Source organism: Paenibacillus jiangxiensis, assembly GCF_046098255.1.
Classification (GTDB): Bacteria; Bacillota; Bacilli; order Paenibacillales; family Paenibacillaceae; genus Paenibacillus; species Paenibacillus jiagnxiensis.
In genome coordinates, this window is record NZ_JBJURI010000003.1 from 193,181 (window position 1) to 211,627 (window position 18,447).

The window sequence follows — 18,447 nt, forward strand, 5'->3', positions numbered from 1 at the left end:
GCGTTTAATCGACGGAAACGGAATCTTGATGCATTTCCCCATCATTGGTGCGAGGTCTGCCTAACTCTTCTTCCGCCTGGGTTTCGCTCTTGATATCGATCTTCCAGCCCGTCAGCTTCGCGGCAAGCCGGGCATTCTGTCCTTTGATGCCGATGGCGAGGGAAAGCTGGTAATCGGGAACGATGACACGCGCCATTTTTTCCTCTTCAAATACCTGCACCTCCAGCACCTTGGAAGGGCTGAGCGCATTGGCCACATATTCATCGACATTGTCGGAGTAGCGGACGATGTCGATTTTCTCGCCGCGCAGCTCATTGACGATGGTCTGCACGCGCGTGCCTCTTGGACCTACACAGGAGCCGACAGGATCAACTTCTTCGTTGCGCGAGTATACGGCGATTTTGGAACGGAACCCGGCTTCACGGGCCACGGAACGAATCTCGACAACCCCGTCGAAAATTTCCGGAACCTCAAGCTCAAACAAGCGTTTGAGCAGGCCTGGATGCGTGCGGGACAGCAAAATTTGCGGCCCTTTCGTTGTATTCTCGACTTTTGTGATATATGCCTTGATGCGGTCCAGATGGTTGAACCTCTCATTCGGCATAAGCTCGCTAAGCGGAAGCGCTGCCTCAATCTTGCCAAGATCCACGTAAATATTGCGCTGATCCTGACGCTGTACGGTACCTGTGACGATATCTTCCTCTTTATCCACAAAAGCGTTATAGATCAGCCCGCGCTCCGCCTCGCGAATACGCTGGGTAACCACCTGCTTGGCCGTCTGGGCGGCAATCCGCCCGAAATCCCGCGGCGTCACTTCGATCTCTGCAATATCGTCAAGCTGGAAATGCGGATTGATCTCCCGCGCGGCCGGCAATGAAATTTCAGTGCGGGGATCCAGCACCTCGTCAACGATCAGCTTGCGGGCAAACACTTTGATAACCCCGGTGTTGCGGTTCATATCAACACGAACGTTCTGGGCCGTGTTAAAATTGCGCTTATAGCTGGAAATCAGAGCGGCTTCAATCGCTTCGAACAGCACATCTTTGCTGATGCCTTTTTCCCTTTCCAGCTCATTCATTGCTTCAATAAAATCCATACTCATGGATTATTTCTCCCCCTTTCAAATCATGGCGTCTTGCGCAGAAACGGCTTGTTTCCTTGTTGCAGTCAAGGAGACCGGCCGTTTCATACGAGACAAATAGTCATTAGTTGCAGTCAAGCACTTAAAATATGATCGCCAGCCGCGCTCCCGCTACTTTGGCATACGGAATGACATGCTCTTTTTTGCCGGTTTGCACCGTAAGCTCATCATTTTCAAATGAAAGCAATCTGCCCTCAAATTCCTTGAGGCCGTTGACAGGCTCGTATGTAGTAATGAATACGTCTTTGCCCACTGCTTTAGCCACATCCTCCGCTTTCTTCAGCGGACGTTCCGCACCGGGAGATGACACTTCTAAAAAATAAGCATCTGAAACCGGATCCTTCTCATCCAGCTTCTGGCTGAGATATTCACTGATCATACTGCAGTCGTCCAGGTCAATACCGCCGTCCTTGTCAACAAAGACGCGCAGAAACCAGTTGCTGCCTTCCTTGACATATTCAACGTCGACAAGCTCGAAGCCATGCTCGATCAAGTAGGGTTGGACCATTTCTTCCACGATGGATTTGATCTTTGGTGTGCTCAAAGATTATAACCTCCAAGAGTATCGTTTCCTATATCTGTCTTTGCTGCGCAGCCCGGGGCTTGCGCAAAATTATCACAAAACCACCATAGCAAAGATTAAAGAGTGGGTTTCCCCACTCTTTAGCAACGGTTTTATCTCCATGATTACCAAAAAAATTATAACATAACCAGATGTAAGTGACAAGTGCTGAAGCTTGACTGCTCAAGGAGAAAACAAGCCTAAAAGAGAGAAAGCTGGTTGCTTTCCGGAAGCCCTCGGAAGCAACCCATTTGCGACAGCATCTCCACAATCGTTTTACTTGCCTTCGATTTTTGCTGGAAATCCTCGATCGACAAAAACTCACCCTGCTCGCGGGCAGCCGCAATATTGCGGGCTGCGTTTTCACCGATTCCCGCCAGCGCCCCGAACGGAGGGATCAGCGAATCCCCGTCAACTTTAAAACGGGTAGCTTCCGAACGATATAGATCGATCGTTTTAAAGGTGAAGCCGCGTGCGGTCATCTCCAAGGCCATCTCCAGAATCGGCAGCATGTTTTTCTCCTTCGGCGGTGCCTGGAACCCGAGCTGCTCGATTTCGACAATTTTACGGCCGATCGCTTCATAGCCCTGGCAGCATAATTCGATATCGAAGTCGGCTGCACGGACCGAGAAATAGGTCGCATAAAATTCAATCGGATGATACAGCTTGAAGTAGGCGGTACGGACGGCAGAAATAACATAGGCCGCCGCATGCGCCTTAGGGAACATGTACTGAATTTTGAGACAGGAGTCAATGTACCATTGTGGCACCTTACATCTCTTCATCTCTTCAATCCATTCCGGCGTCAAGCCTTTGCCCTTACGTACGCTTTCCGTAATTTTAAAGGCCAGACTGGCGTCCATGCCCGCCTTGTAAATAAGGAACAACATAATGTCGTCACGACAGCCGATTACGGTTTTAATATTGCACGTACCGTTTTTGATCAGGTCCTGCGCGTTACCAAGCCAAACTCCCGTACCATGCGACAGTCCGGAAATCTGCAGCAAATCCGCAAAGGAGGATGGTTGTGACTCGATCAGCATCTGGCGTACAAATTTGGTACCCATTTCAGGAATACCATAGGTGGCCACCGGCGTTCGGATCTGCTCCGGCATAACACCGAGCGCTTCCGTCGAGTTGAACATGCTCATGACCTTGGGATCATTCATCGGTATCGTCGTTGGATCGACTCCTGTAAGGTCCTGCAGCATTCTCATCATCGTCGGATCATCGTGCCCCAGAATATCAAGCTTGAGCAGGTTCGCGTCAAAGGCATGATAATCAAAATGGGTGGTCTTCCATTCCGCGGACGTATCATCCGCCGGATACTGAACCGGAGTAATATCCTCAACCTCGATATAATCCGGTACGACAACAATCCCGCCAGGGTGCTGACCCGTGCTGCGCTTGACACCGGTACAGCCGGTGGCCAGCCGGTTCAGCTCCGCGCCGCGCCATTTCTGGTTATGCTCTTCTTCGTATTTTTTCGCAAAGCCGAAGGCGGTCTTCTCGGCAACTGTGCCGATCGTGCCCGCCCGGAATACCGACTTTTCCCCGAACAGCACCTTGGTATAATTGTGGGCATTCGGCTGATACTCACCCGAGAAGTTCAAGTCGATATCGGGAACCTTGTCCCCCTTAAAGCCAAGGAACGTCTCGAACGGGATGTCCTGTCCTTCCCCTTTGAGCTTGCCGCCGCATTTCGGACAGTCCTTGTCGGGAAGGTCGAACCCGCTCGGTACGCTGCCGTCCAGGAACCATTCGCTGTGCTTGCATTCCGTATTCAGGCAAATATAATGGGCTGGCAGCGGATTAACCTCGGATATACCGAGGAACGTAGCCACAACCGATGAGCCTACCGAGCCCCGGGAACCGACCAGGTAGCCGTCCTGGTTCGACTTTTTGACAAGCCGCTCGGAGATCAGATAGTTGGCCGAAAAGCCGTATTTAATGATCGGCTCCAATTCCTTTTCCAGACGGGCTACCACAACCTCGGGAAGGTCCTCCCCATAGATGGATCTGGCCGTTTCGTAGCAGGTGTTGCGGATTTCCTCATCCGCCCCCTCCAGAATCGGCGTAAACAGTTTGTCCGGGAACAGCTCCAGCTCTTCGAAGCGGTCCGCCAATTCGCTTGTGTTGGTAACGACCACTTCATAGGCTTTCTCTTCTCCGAGGAATTCGAATTCAGCCAGCATTTCATCCGTGGTGCGCAAATGGGCGTCAGGCTTGCGTATACCTTTGAGCGGGCTGAAGCCAGTAATACCGTGAATCGTGATGTCGCGGTAAAGCTTGTCCCTTGTCTCCAGATAATGAACATTTCCTGTAGCGATGACTGGTTTGCCGAGCCGCTGCCCGATATCGCATATTTTGCGCAGCGCCGTTTTAATCGCTTCCGGGTCGCTGACAAGCTGCTTTTCTACAAGATGCATGTACATTGTGAGCGGCTGAATTTCCAGCACATCGTAAAATTGCGCCACCTCTTCTGCTTCTTCTACCGTCTTGTTCAGCACGGTTTCGAAAAATTCGCCTTTTTCGCAGCCGGAAATAATCAGCAGGCCTTCCCGCATCTCGGACAATTTCGATTTTGGGATACAGGGCACCCTTTTAAAATATTCTGTGTGCGACAGAGAAACAAGCTTATATAAGTTCTTCTTACCGACCGGGTTCAGCGCATAAATGCAGCAGTGGAACGGCCGGGCCGTGGATAAATCCTTGCCCACATAATCATTAAGCTGATCCAGCCGCGTCATGCCTTTAAGCTGTGCGGCATCGGCGAGCAGGCCGTTCAGCACACCTCCGAGCGCTATGGTATCATCAATCGCGCGGTGATGACTTTCCAGGGCGACCTTGTATTTATCCGTCAGCGTATTCAGTCTGTGGTTTTTCATCGTAGGAAACAGCATACGCGCCAATTCCAGCGTATCCAGCACCGGATTCGTCAGCTCAGGCAGACCCATTTTCTTCAGGGTAGCTTGAATGAATCCGATATCGAAGCGCGCATTGTGAGCGACCAGTACCGCGTCTCCAACAAACTTCACGAATTCCTCCATAACCGGTTCCACGTCCGGCGCGTCCTTGACCATCTCATCCGTAATATTGGTGAGCTGCTGGATATTATAAGGAATCCGCTCATGCGGGTTGACGAAGGTGGCATAACGATCGATTTCCTTGCCTTCCTGCATTTTCACAGCCGCGATTTCTATAATCCTGTTCTGTGTAATCGAGAGGCCTGTCGTCTCAATATCGAATACGACATATGTAGCCGTTTTGAGATCAAGCGGCTGAGCCTGCAGGACAACCTCAATGGCATCGTTGACTACGTTGGCTTCCACCCCGTATATCATTTTAATGCCGTTCTTCTTGGCGGCTTTGGCCGCTTCGGGATAACACTGCACCCCGCCGTGATCCGTTACGGCGATCGCTTTATGCCCCCATTTGGCTGCTGTTTTGATATACGTGTCAATGGAGGTTACTGCATCCATGGTGCTCATTTTCGAATGCAGGTGAAACTCCACCCGCTTCTCAGACGCATTGTCTTTGCGCGATGGTGGGGCCTGCACCTCCACCAGATCGGAAGGAATCATAGCGAGCTCCGGCACCTGCATGAACCGGTCGTATTCCACCCTTCCGCGCACCTTCACCCATTTGCCGTTGGCAAGCAAGCTTAGAATCTTCAGGTCTTCCTTGGTTTTGGCGAACATTTTCATCTGCAGTGAATCCGTAAAGTCTGTCAGATAAAAAGTGAACAGGGTGCTTCCATTGCGCAGCTCCTTGCTGTCCAGGCCAAAAATCGTTCCCTGCAGCGTGATCTTCTTTTCCTCGTCCTGAATTTCCTGAATGGGAACAGGCTGCTCTTTAATTTCGTAACCGAACTGGAGCCGCACATCCCCTTCCTCTTCATCCGCCGCCGGCATCTCAGCCTCCATGCTCTCCATCATGCGCTGGATAACCTCGCGCTCTTCCTCCAGCTTCTTCTGCTGAAACTGCTCAAGCGCTTCCTGGTTGCCCTCTCCAGCCTGCATCTTGATTCTGAGCGGAAGGTGAAAATATCGCTCGTAAAAGCGGATGATCGCCTGATCTATCTGCTTCTTACGGGCCAGTTCCAGCGACATAGCATCCGTCAATGTCAGCAGCAGCAAACCGTTGTCCCAGTCATGGCTAGCCCTGGTCATCCAGCCGTTAACCGAAGGAATTTCGCGTTGAACCCATTCCAGGAACATTTTCCAGTACTCGCCGATAATATCAGCTCTGTTTACAGCCTCACTGTATTGAAAGCCAAATGTAATTTTGGCGATATGATTCATTTTTTCCTGTACCTGCAGGCAGAACGTCCGGTACACCTGAGCGGGAACCAGCGTTTCTTTAGCCAAAATAATATGCCACTCTTTATTGCTGCGGCTGATCTCCACCCGATCGATCCATCCATCCAGAAAGTAAGGATCTACTATACCGGGGGCTACGCTCGCCTGCTTCATCAGCAGCTCAAGTCTCTTTCTCTTGTCGTCAGCACCGCTCATGGTTCTCCCACCTTCCCCAAAAACATGAAGAGCTCCTGGTCCGCAAATGCCATCGATGGCAACAGACACACCGACAATTTCTGCGTTCAGAAGCTCATTTATTACATCATACTGCCATTATACCTGATTAATAAGCTCGTGCGAATACAACGGTATGCTTAGCAGGCTGTCCGCAGCACAGGCAGACCGACTTCTCTTCGGACGGTTTGAAAGGAATGTTGCGGCTTGTTGCCCCGGTAACCTCTTTCACCTTGTCTTCACATTCCTCGGAGCCGCACCAGCCGGCCAGCGTGAAGCCGCGCTTCTCCTCCATCAGGGCTTTCATTTCATCAAGTGTATTCACGGAGTAGAAGTTATCCTGCATAAAGGATTTGGCCCGGTCGTACATCTCCTGCTGAACCTGTGCCAGCATTGCGTGGATTTCCTCAACCAGGCTGGACTGCTGCACCACTTTTTTCTCGCCGCTGATACGGGAGACGAGCACGCAAACTCCGTTTTCCATGTCGCGCGGCCCCAGCTCAAGACGGACAGGCACACCGCGCATTTCGTATTCGTTAAATTTCCAGCCAGGGCTGACGTCGGCACGGTCATCAACCTTCACACGTATACCGGCCTTCTTCAATTCGGCAAAAAGCTCATCCGTCCGCGCCAGCACCGCGTCGCGTGTCTTCGGCGGGCCGATCGGGATCATGATGACCTGGGTTGGCGCAACCTTAGGAGGCAGCGCGAGTCCGCGGTCATCCCCATGCACCATGATCAGTGAACCGATCAGGCGCGTACTCGTCCCCCAGGAAGTGGTATGCACGTACTCAAGCGTGTTGTCACGGCTCAAATACTTGATATCGAACGCGACCGAAAATTTTGTGCCAAGATAATGGGACGTCCCCGCCTGCACCGCACGGCCGTCGCGCATCATCGCTTCCAGCGAATACGTATTTACGGCACCGGCGAAGCGCTCGGATGGAGTTTTCTCGCCGACCACAACCGGAATGGCAAGCACATCCTCGATAACTTCGCGGTAAACCTCCAGCATTTTCATCGTTTCCTCGCGCGCTTCCTCTTCCGTCTCATGCGCGGTATGGCCTTCCTGCCACAAAAACTCGCTTGTGCGCAGGAAAGGAAGCGTACGCTTCTCCCATCTCACCACGTTCGCCCATTGGTTAATGAGTACAGGCAAATCACGGTAGGATTGAATCCATTTGGAGTACATATGGCCGATCATCGTTTCGGAGGTAGGACGGATGGCGAGACGCTCCTCCAGCTTTTCTCCCCCGGCTTCCGTCACCCACGGCAGCTCCGGATTAAAGCCCTCCACATGCTCTTTTTCTTTCTGGAAGAAGCTCTCCGGAATAAACATGGGGAAGTATGCGTTGCGGTGCCCTGTCTCTCTGAAGCGGACATCCATTGCTTCCTTGATGTGCTCCCAGATTTCGAAGCCATCCGGGCGGAATACGATGCATCCCCGCACAGGCGAGTAATCCATCAGTTCCGCTTTCTTGATGACATCGATGTACCAGCGGGAGAAGTCCTCCCCCTGTGGTGTGATTTCAGACACGAATTGCTTATCTTTTGACATAAAAAGGCCGTCCTCCCATCAGGAGCGGCAACGGCCGCCCCTGGCATAAATTAACCGTTAATCAAACGCAATATATCGTTATAGGTGACCGCAATCATCAGCAGGAACAGCACGGCAAAGCCGACGAAATGCACCATGCCTTCCCTGCCCGGATCGATAGGTCTGCCCCGTACAGCTTCCACGCCGAGGAAAATCAAGCGGCTGCCGTCCAACGCCGGAATAGGCAGCAAGTTGAAGATGCCAAGATACAGGCTCAGAATAGCCGCCCAATACGTGAGCTGATCGATGCCCTGCTTGGCGATCTGTCCGGTAACTTCAGCTGTCCGGACAGGTCCTCCCAAATCATCGATGGAGAAATTTTGAACCAGCTGACGGAATCCGTCAAAAATCGCTACAGTCGTATCCACCATCGACTGGCCGGCGACCTGGAACGTTTCGGCAAATCCGGCCTGCCTTGTCGGCAGCATTGGTGCAATTCCGACCTTGCCACCTTCCTGCCCTTCCATTGCCACGGGCGTGATCGTCAGGTTCAGCGGCTCATTCCCGCGCCGGATCACCCAGTTCATTGGCCGATCCTGGGACGCTGCGATCAGATCGATCAGCTTCTGCCTGTCTACCCCAATCTGCTCTCCGTTAATGGATTCGATAATATCCCCCTCACGGATTCCCGCCTTATCGGCAGGCATGCCCTTCGTAACTTCTCCTACGATGACATTCGTCGGATTATCAACCTGGATGCCGGTCATCTGTACATGAATGGCAAACAGCACAAATGCAAGCACGAAGTTCATCAATGGGCCGGCAAAAATAGCCATTGCTCTTTGCCCCACCGTCTTGCTGCCGTACTGGCGGTCTCGCGGAGCGATCTGAACCGATTGGCCCTTGCTCACCGTCATCGCCTGCGGGTGAACCTTGAAGTGCTGGGAATCCCCGTCCACATCAAGCGTAAGCGTCAGGGCGTCCTCCAGATCAACGGACTGCACTTCCCCGCGGATTACATTTTTGCGGTTGTCCAGCTGATCAAGAAAAATGGTCTTTACCAAGCCATCCGATTCGCGCACAGCAACGGTCTGTCCAGCCTCTATCTGATTCAATTCCGGATCTTCCCCCGCCATCCGTGCGAATCCGCCGAACGGCAGCAGACGAATCGTGAACTGGGTTTCATTCCTTTTATAGGAGAACAGTTTCGGACCGAAACCGATCGCAAATTCTCTAACCAGGATACCGGCACGTCTGGCAAAATAGTAATGCCCCCATTCATGCACCGTGACAAGAACGAAGAACATGAGTACCGTCAGTAAAACCATTTGAATCGTTTCCAATCGTTTCCTTTCTCCTTTCGTGAGATCGAGTATGTCCTTCTAATTTATCATTATTCTCCGATCCCGTACAAGAGAATCACACAGGTGGGTCTTAATTGGAAAGAAGAAGGTTTTACAGCATTGCGGCAGCTGCCCGGGCCTCCCGGTCGCAGGCTTCTATGGCCTGCAGATCCGGATTCATCGTATTGTGGTGCCGGTCAAGCACTTGCGCGATAATATCCTCAATCGCCAAAAAGGAAATTTCTCCTCTTAAAAACCGGGCCACCGCCACTTCATTGGCCGCGTTAAACGCAGTCGGCGCTGTCCCCCCCATTTTACCACATTCAAAGGCAAGTCTTAAACACGGGAACCGCTCGTAATCCATTTCCCGGAAATGCAGGCTTCCCGCCTCGGCCAATGACAGCGGCTTGGAAGGAGAGGCCATGCGGTCCGGATAGGTGAGCGCATACTGAATGGGAACACGCATATCCGGATTGCCCAGCTGGGCGATAATGCTCGTATCCTTAAATTCCACAAAAGAATGGATAATACTCTCTGGATGCAGCAGCACATGAATCTGATCATAGGACAACCCAAACAGCCAATGGGCTTCCATTACTTCAAGCCCTTTATTCACCATCGTCGCCGAGTCAATCGTTATTTTCGCGCCCATGGACCAGTTCGGATGCTGCAAGGCCTGCTCCACCGTAACACCCTTCAGCTGCTCTCTTGTCAAATCCCGAAACGAGCCGCCGGAGGCTGTCAGCGTAATCCCGGCAACATCCTGCATCCGTTCTCCGTTCAGACACTGGAAGATGGCGGAATGTTCGCTGTCGATGGGCAGCAGCCTTACGCCCTTCTTCTGTGCCTTGTCTGTGACGATATGCCCGGCTGTAACCAGCGCCTCCTTGTTGGCCAAGCCAATTTGCTTGCCCGCCTCAATCGCGGCCAATGTTGAAGGCAATCCCATGCTGCCCATGACAGCCGTCACTACCGTATCCGCTTCAGTTCCTGCAGCTACTTCAATAAGGCCTTCATCGCCCCAATACAGCTCTGTTCCTGGCGGCAGCTGTTCACGAATCTGCTCTGCCAGCTCCTTGGTTGCCACGGACACCTTTTTGGGACGATGACGCTGAACCTGTTCAAGCAGCAGTGCCGTGTTGGTGCCTGCGGCCAGTCCTTCCACCTGATACATGTCGGGATGCATGGTGACAACGTCCAGCGTCTGTGTTCCGATAGAGCCTGTTGAGCCAAGCACAGTAATCTTTTTCATGATGCACCTTCCTTTAGAAAATCAGCACAAGGTTTTCTGCAGCATCTATTGTTATCATCAGGCAGGAAGCAGCATCAGCATATGTACAAACGGAAAAACGACGATCCAGCTGTCGCAGCGGTCAAGTATGCCGCCATGTCCTGGCAGAAGATTGCCCGTATCCTTAATTCCGTACACCCGTTTATAAGCTGACTGGACCAAATCCCCCAGCTGCCCGACAACTGCACAGGACAAGCCGATGATCAGCGCATTCCCGACAGACAGCAGCCCTCCTGAAATCACCGCAAAAATAACGGCTGCCACCGCAGCCATAACGACGCCTCCGAGTGCTCCTTCGACCGTTTTATTCGGACTGATGGCAGGCCAAAGCTTCGTTCTGCCGAAGGCCTTGCCCACAAAATAAGCCCCTGCATCGCTTGCCCATATGCCGGCCAATAGCAAAAATGTCCAGAACACCCCGTGGTCCATATGGCGCGACTCCGCAATATAAGAAAAGCCGATGCCTACATAGACGGTTCCCAGAAACAAAAGGGCTGACGTTCGGATGGTGACCTGGTTTTTCGTAAATACCGTCATCAGCATGAGCAGCATAAGCAGCAGCCACAGTATATTGGCAAGCGGCAAAAGCGGCTGAATATTCAGCGGCTGATAGGGAAAAACCAGCACCGTTACTCCCAGATACCCCGCCCATGCGCTTCCGCTGCTTGAGGAAACTCCGATCATACGCACAAATTCATAAAATGCGATCCATGCCATGGCAAGAATGAACAGATGATAAGGCAAGCCGCCCCACAGGACCATTCCCAAGAACAGGACGCCTGCCACTATACCGGTTATCAATCGCTGTTTCAACGGCTTCCTCCTCCATTATTTCAGACCGCCGTATCTCCGTGATCTGCGTTGATACTCGGCCACTGCTTCGTATAAGTGCTCTTTGTTGAATTCTGGCCAGTAAATGTCTGTAAACCATAGCTCGCTATAGGCTAACTGCCAGAGCATAAAGTTGCTCAATCTCAGTTCGCCGCTCGTACGAATCAACAGGTCCGGATCGGGGATTCCATCTGACAGCAGCGACTTGCTGATGAGCTCAGGTGTAATATCCTCCGCTTTGATCGTACCGCCCTCAATTTCACGGCCAAGTTTTTTCATGGCTTCAGTAATTTCAAGCCGGCTCCCGTAATTGACCGCAAAATTCAGGATAAGCCCCGTATTGTGCTCCGTGCGCCGGATGGCTTCCTCGAAAGCCGCCTGCGTATGTGAAGGCAAATACTCTTTATGCCCCATCATGCGAACCTGCACATTCTTCTCGATCAGTTCATCCAATTCGATAGCCAAAAACTCTTCCGGCAGCCTCATCAGAAAATCCACTTCATCTTTTGGACGGGTCCAGTTTTCTGTGGAAAAAGCATACATGGTCAGGTACTTGACTCCCAGTTCATCAGCGGCAATGGCTGTTCTTTTGACTGCCTTCATTCCATTCTGATGACCTACCACTCTTGGCATGCCAAGCCGTTTCGCCCAACGGCCGTTCCCGTCCATAATGACTGCTACGTGCTGTGGAATATTGTCTTTTGAAACGGTCGGCGGCTGTTCATCTTTTTGCTCAGCACCCCACCAAGACCGAACCCGATTTATCATACCATTTCCCCCAAGCGTTCTCTGGAAATTAACCATGGGCGTGAAAAGAGACAAACCCCACCGTAAAGGAGGGGCCGCAAGTCTCTTACACTTCCATGATCTCTTTTTCTTTCGCAGCGAGTACTTTGTCTACTTCCGCAATAAATTTGTCCGTCGTTTTTTGGATATCTTCCTGATGGCGGCGGGATTCATCCTCGGAAATATCGGTTTTTTCAAGTTTTTTGATATCATCGTTGGCATCGCGGCGGATATTGCGGATGGCAACCTTCGCCTCTTCACCAAACTTCTTCGTCATCTTCACCAGCTCGGTTCTGCGTTCTTCCGTCAGTGCCGGTACCACCAGTCTGATTGCATTCCCGTCATTGGAAGGCGTCAATCCCAAATCCGACTTCTGAATGGCACGCTCGATGTCAGCCAGTGAGGATTTATCCCAAGGCTGGATCATCAATGTGCGGGAATCCGGTGTGTTGATGTTGGCCAGCTGATTCAGCGGAGTCATGGCTCCGTAGTATTCAACCTGAACGCGGTCAAGAAGGCTTGGTGTAGCGCGTCCTGCGCGAAGTGTCGCAAGATCGCGTCTCAACGCCTGTATGGCTTTATCCATGCGCTCTTCTGCACTTTTCTTAATGGATTGCGGCATTAATTTACACTCCCTTTAACGATGGTTCCGATTTTTTCCCCAAGCACAACCCGTTTGATATTGCCCTGCTCGGTAATTGCAAATACGATAAGCGGAATGTTGTTGTCCATGCACAGCGACGAAGCTGTCGAGTCCATAACCCCGAGATTTTTGTTCAGCACATCCAGATAGGTAAGCTGCTCATACTTCTCGGCAGTGCTGTCTTTAAACGGATCAGCCGAATAAACGCCGTCCACTTTGTTTTTAGCCATAAGGATGACCTCAGCCTCAATCTCCGCCGCACGCAGCGCTGCGGTTGTGTCCGTCGAAAAGAACGGGTTGCCGGTGCCTGCTGCAAAGATCACGACACGCCCCTTCTCCAGATGGCGGATGGCCTTGCGGCGTATGTACGGTTCCGCGATCTGCTGCATGGCGATCGATGTCTGTACTCGAGTCGGTACGCCGATTTGTTCCAGCGAATCCTGCAGTGCAAGTGAATTCATGACGGTTGCGAGCATCCCCATATAATCTGCAGTAGCACGGTCAATTCCGTTAGCACTTCCGGCGATTCCGCGCCAGATATTGCCCCCTCCGCATACGATAGCGACCTCTACGCCCAAATCCACAACATCCTTGACCTGCTGTGCAATGGATGCAATCGTATCGGCGTCAATGCCGTACCCGTTATTGCCCGCCAGCGACTCACCGCTCACCTTCAAGACGACACGTTTAAATACAGGCTGTTCCAAATGCTCACCCTCCACTATTCAGTTTCTACCTATTTTAATGTCCATTTGCAAGAAAAGCTCCTGTCTTCAAGCAGGTAGCTTTTCTGGACAAGAGCGCACAATCCGTCCTTATTTGAAAGAAAAGGAACACTGGCGTGTTCCATTTTCCTTCTGACGCCTATACAACCCGTGCAAACGGTATTATTGTTTCACCTGGGACATAACTTCTTCATAGAAGTTATCTTCTTTTTTCTCCAGACCTTCACCCAGCTCGTAACGTACGAAGCGGCGGATGGAGATGTTCTCGCCAATCGTGCTGATTTTCTCGTTCAGCAGTGTTGCGATCGTTTTGTCCGGATCTTTGATGAAAGCTTGTTCCATCAGGCAGAATTCTTCATAGAACTTGCCGATGCGGCCTTCAACCATTTTTTCAACGATTTTCTCAGGCTTGCCTTCGTTCAGCGCTTGCGCTTTCAGAATTTCTTTCTCTTTTTCGATCTCGTCAGCGGCAACCTCTTCACGACGAACGTAACGAGGGTTGGAGGCCGCGATGTGCATAGCGATGTCACGAGCGAATTCCTTGAACTGATCTGTTTTTGCAACGAAGTCGGTTTCGCAGTTGATTTCTACGATGACACCGATTCTTCCGCCGCCATGGATGTAGGATTCAACAACACCCTCAGTTGCGATACGTCCCGCTTTGTTAGCGGCAGCAGCCAAACCTTTTTCACGGAGAAACTCGATCGCTTTCTCGATATCACCGTTGGTTTCTTCAAGCGCTTTTTTGCAATCCAGCATCCCTGCGCCTGTTTTTTCACGAAGCTCTTTTACTGCGCTCGCATTTACTGCCATATTAAATTTCCCTCCAAAAGAATTGATTGTTCTAAGTATTGGTTGCACTTCCTGCTTTATTCCCAAAAAAAGGGCAGTGAAAGGTTATCCACCTACCAACCACCCTTTTCATTTAATTCATATGTTACACGCCGCAAAAGCGGTATTAAGCAGTAGTTTCTTCGCCTTGGTTAGCTTCCATAACAGCATCAGCCATTTTACCTGTCAGCAATTTAACGGCACGAATCGCGTCGTCGTTACCAGGGATAACATAATCGATTTCGTCTGGGTCGCAGTTTGTATCAACGATACCTACGATTGGAATACCCAGCTTGCGGGCTTCAGCAACCGCGATACGCTCTTTGCGAGGATCGATGATGAACAATGCGCTTGGCAGACCCTTCATGTTCTTGATTCCGCCCAGGAATTTTTCAAGACGATCTTTCTCTTTGCGGAGAATGATAACTTCTTTCTTAGGAAGAACTTCGAATGTGCCGTCTTCTTCCCAAGATTCCAGCTGCTTCAGACGGTCGATACGCTTTTGAATCGTTTGGAAGTTCGTCAGCGTTCCGCCGAGCCAGCGTTGGTTGATGTAGAATTGTCCAGCGCGTGTTGCTTCCTCTTTAACAGAGTCCTGCGCTTGTTTTTTGGTTCCTACGAACAGAATTGTTCCGTTCTCGGCAGCCACATTTTTCACAAAGTTGTAAGCTTCCTCAACCTTTTTCACTGTCTTTTGCAAGTCAATGATGTAAATACCGTTTCTTTCAGTGAAGATATAACGATCCATTTTCGGGTTCCAACGACGAGTCTGATGACCGAAGTGTACCCCAGCTTCCAGAAGCTGTTTCATGGAGATTACTGCCATCTTCACGCACCTCCTAAGTTTGGTTTTTTGTGTGTTCCTCCGCTGATATCATCTTCCGTAAAAACTCCCTTTCGGAAGCACCCTTTACGAAATTAACCAGCGTGTGTTTTTAACACCGTCAATTAATATATCATAAGACATAGACCGTTGCAACCTGATTTTGGAGAGCCCTGTTTCCATCGGTCATTTCGGAGGAGTAGTTATTTTCGTAATGATAGAGTTAAAGGTTTCCCCTTCACGGAAGCTGTAGGTTCCGGAGCGGATTTTCGTATTGATTTTTTGTTCATTTGCCGCTTTCTGAAAAGCGTCCGCATTCTCGATTACTCCCGCCTTCTGCAGCCCTTCGGCAACGCTGTTCAGGCTGCTGCCCGGTACGATGCGATACCGGATCGGCGTAGCCTCCGGCGCTGCGGGCTGCTCAGCAGCCTGTACCGTGTGGTTCCCGGCTTGCGGAACTGCGGTCTCAGGTTTGCCGGTCTGAAGCTGCTGAGGGGCTTTCGGCTCGGAAGCGGCATCCGCGCTCTTCGGAGCAGCCGGCTCCTCAGGCGTTTGGCTTCCCTTCTCTATCACCTTCTGCCGCCACTGCTCCTCGGTCATTAACGGATCCGTGCTGTCGCTGACCTGAAGCCCAAACCGCTGCGCGGCAACCTCCACCTCTTCCCGTGTAAGCTCACGGGGAGCGTCGGCCGCCTTCGACTGCCCCTGACCGATGATTGCCAACTGGAGCAGCAGCGCCCCCGCAATCATGCCCGTTCCCATTCCAAGCATAAACGTCCGGTTTTTAAGCATGCCGGCCCTCCCTTTCGGCCAACTGAAGGATCAGCTGCACCTCGCCGCGCTGCATTCCAGTCTGCTTGGCGATGGAGTCCAGCGACTTCCCTTGGCCGTGCAGCGTGAATAGCTCGGCATAACGGTCCCGGATCGTCTCCAGGGGCTCATCCGTTTTTTCTTCAGCAGCATAAGCCTCAATTGCAGGGCCCTGTATATTCTGATTCGCTTCCTGCACAGAGGCACCGGAGTACGCTTGGTTTAACTGCTCACTTACGAGGGCGGCAGCCTGCTGCGAGATGTCCGTGCTGCGGCGGTCCTGCCTTTCCAGCTCCACTATCCGCTGCCTGAGCTCAGCGATCTGCTCCTGCATGGCGGTCAGCCGGGAGGCATGATCCTGTTTCATCTGCGTCATCAGATCAATCAGCTCATCGTTTTCCTGTCCGATATCAGCCATATACTGCTCAAGCGTAGCCTCCATGTTTTTCACCATGGTTTCTTCCGGACTTTTGTTCCCCCCGCGCTTGGGCAGCATCCAGCCATACATCAAAGCGGCAAGACCCAGCAATAAGATATATAACCATGGATCCAAAAAAAATCGTCTCCTTCATGTTCCGTTCATCGCCAATTAAAGTGCATGTTCAAAAAGTCAGGTTTTCAGCACCGAGAAGATTGAATGAAGCAAGGGACTGAGGAGCGGAGCGTACTTGAGGTACGTGAGCACCGGAAGTCCCGGCTGAATTCAAGATTCGATGTCGAATCCGCTTCCTGACTTACTTCGTGATCAAAAGATGACTTTTTGAACAACCTCTTAAAGCGATAAATCAATATGATGTCCTTTAAACGGATGCTCTGCCTGATGTACGGCAGGCGGATTATCCTGCGTAGGCTCGGAACCGCGCCGCTTGTTCCGGTGATCCCGGTAGTTCGATTGTCCTTCCCGGTCGCGGACAGCCGCGTCGGCGGACTGCTCAACCGCTTCACTGCGCTGTCTGACCTCCTCGGTCTCCTTCACGGCCTGTTCCCCAAGGAGAGCCTGATCATTGACCATTCTGTGCCGGTTTTCACTTTGAACCTTCCCCGCCTCGCTCGTCCGCGGCACGGCAATTTGCAATTCAACAGCTTTCAAACTCACAGGATCACGCCTTTCTTAGCAGCAGCTGCGCTTGCCAGCCCAAGATAACCGCATAACATCAGAGGGATCAGACCAAGGCGGACATCGTGATGTCCCCATCCTGATGGTGAAACACCATTCTTTGCACAGAATCTTTAATATATTTCGTGTATCTGCCGATAACTATTTTAGAGCCGCTGTAAATAATGTTTCTGACTTCAACCCTGGCCGTATCGGAGTCTTCGAGCATTCTTTCAATTTCCAGAATTCTGGCCCGGTTCTCATCCCTCTCCTGCTCGGTGGATGCCTTGGTGGCCTTCAGCTTGATGCGCATGGCGGTCTTGTCCGGAGTTAATTGACCGGCGGAGGCGAGCTGATCCAAGATGGTAAGCGCCTTGGACGTCTTGTCCAGGCTGACCGTCTGTTCTTTGAGGAGATTGCGCAGCTCCGTCAATTCGTTGCGAAGCTCGGGCAGAACACCAACCTCTATGCTGGTAGATGTAGACATCGTATTGCCGATCGTTCTGGCCGCCACCTTTTCTCCGGCCTGGATGTTTCCGCCAACGATGAGTCCTTTGGCACCGTTGCACAGCACCTGTTTGCCTGCACGCAGGTTGGAATGCATAATGCTTTGCGAGACAACAATATCCGCGCCTGCTGCAACGTTGCCATCCTGGATAAAGGAACATTTTACATTGTGGCCAGCTTTAACCAAGCCTTTATGATAGCCGATAATACCGCCCGTGATCTCGATTGAACCGGCAGCTTCCAGCTCCGCGCCTTCGACTCCGCCGACGACCCTGATGTCGCCGTCCGCCTTAACACGAAACCCTGTAAGTACATTGCCGCGGATGACAACCGTTCCCACAAAATCGATGTTGCCGATGCTGTAATCCACATCACCGTTCACTTCATAGACGGGGAAAACGTTGATTTTATCTTTATCCGTCATCGTCACCATCCCGTCGATCGCAGCATATAAAGCAGCGCCTTCCGGATGCACAACGACATTTTTGCCTACTTTAAACCTGGCTTCCCTGCCCGCGCGAAAAGGAATTTCCTCCCCGGTGACTCCCGTGCCCGGCACCCCCGGTTCAGGATCGAAACGTTCGGCTATAAGTTGGCCCTTGCGGACGTTGCTCAAACGAATCAATTCCTTGTAATCCACCTTACCGTCCTGGGTCTCAAGCGGCCTGTGCTCATCAGACCGGTTCATGATTTCCACCATTTTTATGTAGCCATCCTTGCCGCTGATCGGAACCGTTCCTTCAGCAATCAGGGTTTTGGCGAGAAAAAACTTTTCCGGACGGTCTGCCAGCTGCTGCAGCGTCTGACGTTTGATTCCATAACGTATATTGTGTTTTCCCAAATAATTCTCCAGCCCCTGAAGCGAGCAATGAAAGCCCTCATCATGCTTGGAAAACTCCAGGTAAGCCTCACTCTTGTCCGCGGCCATCGTTATGTTCAAAAACTGATCCAATGCGTATTCCTGCTCCAACCCCATTCTCCTCTCA

General features: G+C 51.6%; 16 protein-coding genes. All 16 read right to left on the bottom strand.

All coding sequences use genetic code 11. The features are described from left to right. Positions 1-4 precede the first annotated feature (4 nt). The 16 genes from nusA to ACI1P2_RS04575 all read right to left on the bottom strand — a co-directional run bounded on the left by nusA (position 5) and on the right by ACI1P2_RS04575 (position 18,431). Positions 5-1,102 carry a transcription termination factor NusA gene (gene nusA / locus ACI1P2_RS04500; protein WP_355317242.1) on the bottom strand — a complete coding sequence of 366 codons (1,098 nt, stop codon included), beginning with the start codon at positions 1,100-1,102 and terminating at the stop codon, positions 5-7. Between the two features lie 121 nt (positions 1,103-1,223). Further along, positions 1,224-1,685: a ribosome maturation factor RimP gene (gene rimP / locus ACI1P2_RS04505; protein ID WP_355317244.1), complete on the bottom strand. Its 462-nt coding sequence runs from the start codon at positions 1,683-1,685 to the stop codon at positions 1,224-1,226. Between the two features lie 218 nt (positions 1,686-1,903). After that, complete coding sequence (locus ACI1P2_RS04510; protein WP_355317245.1) at positions 1,904-6,220, bottom strand: PolC-type DNA polymerase III; 4,317 nt, start codon at positions 6,218-6,220, stop codon at positions 1,904-1,906. A gap of 127 nt (positions 6,221-6,347) precedes the next feature. Further along, positions 6,348-7,796 (bottom strand): proline--tRNA ligase, encoded by a 1,449-nt coding sequence (proS, locus tag ACI1P2_RS04515; protein WP_355317247.1) that lies wholly within the window; start codon positions 7,794-7,796, stop codon positions 6,348-6,350. Positions 7,797-7,846: 50 nt separating this feature from the next. After that, positions 7,847-9,118 (bottom strand): RIP metalloprotease RseP, encoded by a 1,272-nt coding sequence (rseP, locus tag ACI1P2_RS04520; RefSeq protein ID WP_355317248.1) that lies wholly within the window; start codon positions 9,116-9,118, stop codon positions 7,847-7,849. A gap of 112 nt (positions 9,119-9,230) precedes the next feature. Beyond that, entirely contained in the window at positions 9,231-10,370 is a 1,140-nt protein-coding gene (locus ACI1P2_RS04525; RefSeq protein ID WP_355317250.1) for a 1-deoxy-D-xylulose-5-phosphate reductoisomerase, read from the bottom strand. Between the two features lie 57 nt (positions 10,371-10,427). Then, complete coding sequence (locus ACI1P2_RS04530) at positions 10,428-11,222, bottom strand: phosphatidate cytidylyltransferase (RefSeq protein WP_355317252.1); 795 nt, start codon at positions 11,220-11,222, stop codon at positions 10,428-10,430. Between the two features lie 15 nt (positions 11,223-11,237). Further along, positions 11,238-12,008, bottom strand: a complete 771-nt coding sequence (locus ACI1P2_RS04535) for an isoprenyl transferase (protein ID WP_355317253.1) — start codon at positions 12,006-12,008, stop codon at positions 11,238-11,240. A gap of 85 nt (positions 12,009-12,093) precedes the next feature. Then, complete coding sequence (gene frr / locus ACI1P2_RS04540; protein WP_355317255.1) at positions 12,094-12,648, bottom strand: ribosome recycling factor; 555 nt, start codon at positions 12,646-12,648, stop codon at positions 12,094-12,096. Further along, complete coding sequence (pyrH, locus tag ACI1P2_RS04545; RefSeq protein ID WP_355317257.1) at positions 12,648-13,376, bottom strand: UMP kinase; 729 nt, start codon at positions 13,374-13,376, stop codon at positions 12,648-12,650. Before pyrH ends, frr begins: the two co-directional genes overlap by 1 nt. A 180-nt stretch (positions 13,377-13,556) precedes the next feature. Then, the gene (gene tsf, locus ACI1P2_RS04550) at positions 13,557-14,207 is read right to left on the bottom strand and encodes a translation elongation factor Ts (RefSeq protein ID WP_355317461.1); all 651 of its coding nucleotides are present in this window, start codon (positions 14,205-14,207) and stop codon (positions 13,557-13,559) included. A 145-nt stretch (positions 14,208-14,352) separates the two neighbouring features. Beyond that, a complete protein-coding gene (rpsB, locus tag ACI1P2_RS04555) occupies positions 14,353-15,051 on the bottom strand; it encodes a 30S ribosomal protein S2 (protein ID WP_355317259.1) in 699 nt (232 codons plus the stop codon). Positions 15,052-15,234: 183 nt separating this feature from the next. Then, complete coding sequence (locus ACI1P2_RS04560; RefSeq protein ID WP_355317260.1) at positions 15,235-15,840, bottom strand: endolytic transglycosylase MltG; 606 nt, start codon at positions 15,838-15,840, stop codon at positions 15,235-15,237. Beyond that, complete coding sequence (locus ACI1P2_RS04565) at positions 15,833-16,366, bottom strand: DUF6115 domain-containing protein (protein WP_408976131.1); 534 nt, start codon at positions 16,364-16,366, stop codon at positions 15,833-15,835. Before ACI1P2_RS04565 ends, ACI1P2_RS04560 begins: the two co-directional genes overlap by 8 nt. Positions 16,367-16,630: 264 nt before the next feature. Further along, on the bottom strand, positions 16,631-16,954 hold the full coding sequence (locus ACI1P2_RS04570; RefSeq protein WP_355317264.1) for a hypothetical protein: 324 nt from the start codon (positions 16,952-16,954) through the stop codon (positions 16,631-16,633). Positions 16,955-17,021: 67 nt separating this feature from the next. Then, on the bottom strand, positions 17,022-18,431 hold the full coding sequence (locus ACI1P2_RS04575) for a DUF342 domain-containing protein (protein WP_355317265.1): 1,410 nt from the start codon (positions 18,429-18,431) through the stop codon (positions 17,022-17,024). Positions 18,432-18,447: the final 16 nt, after the last annotated feature.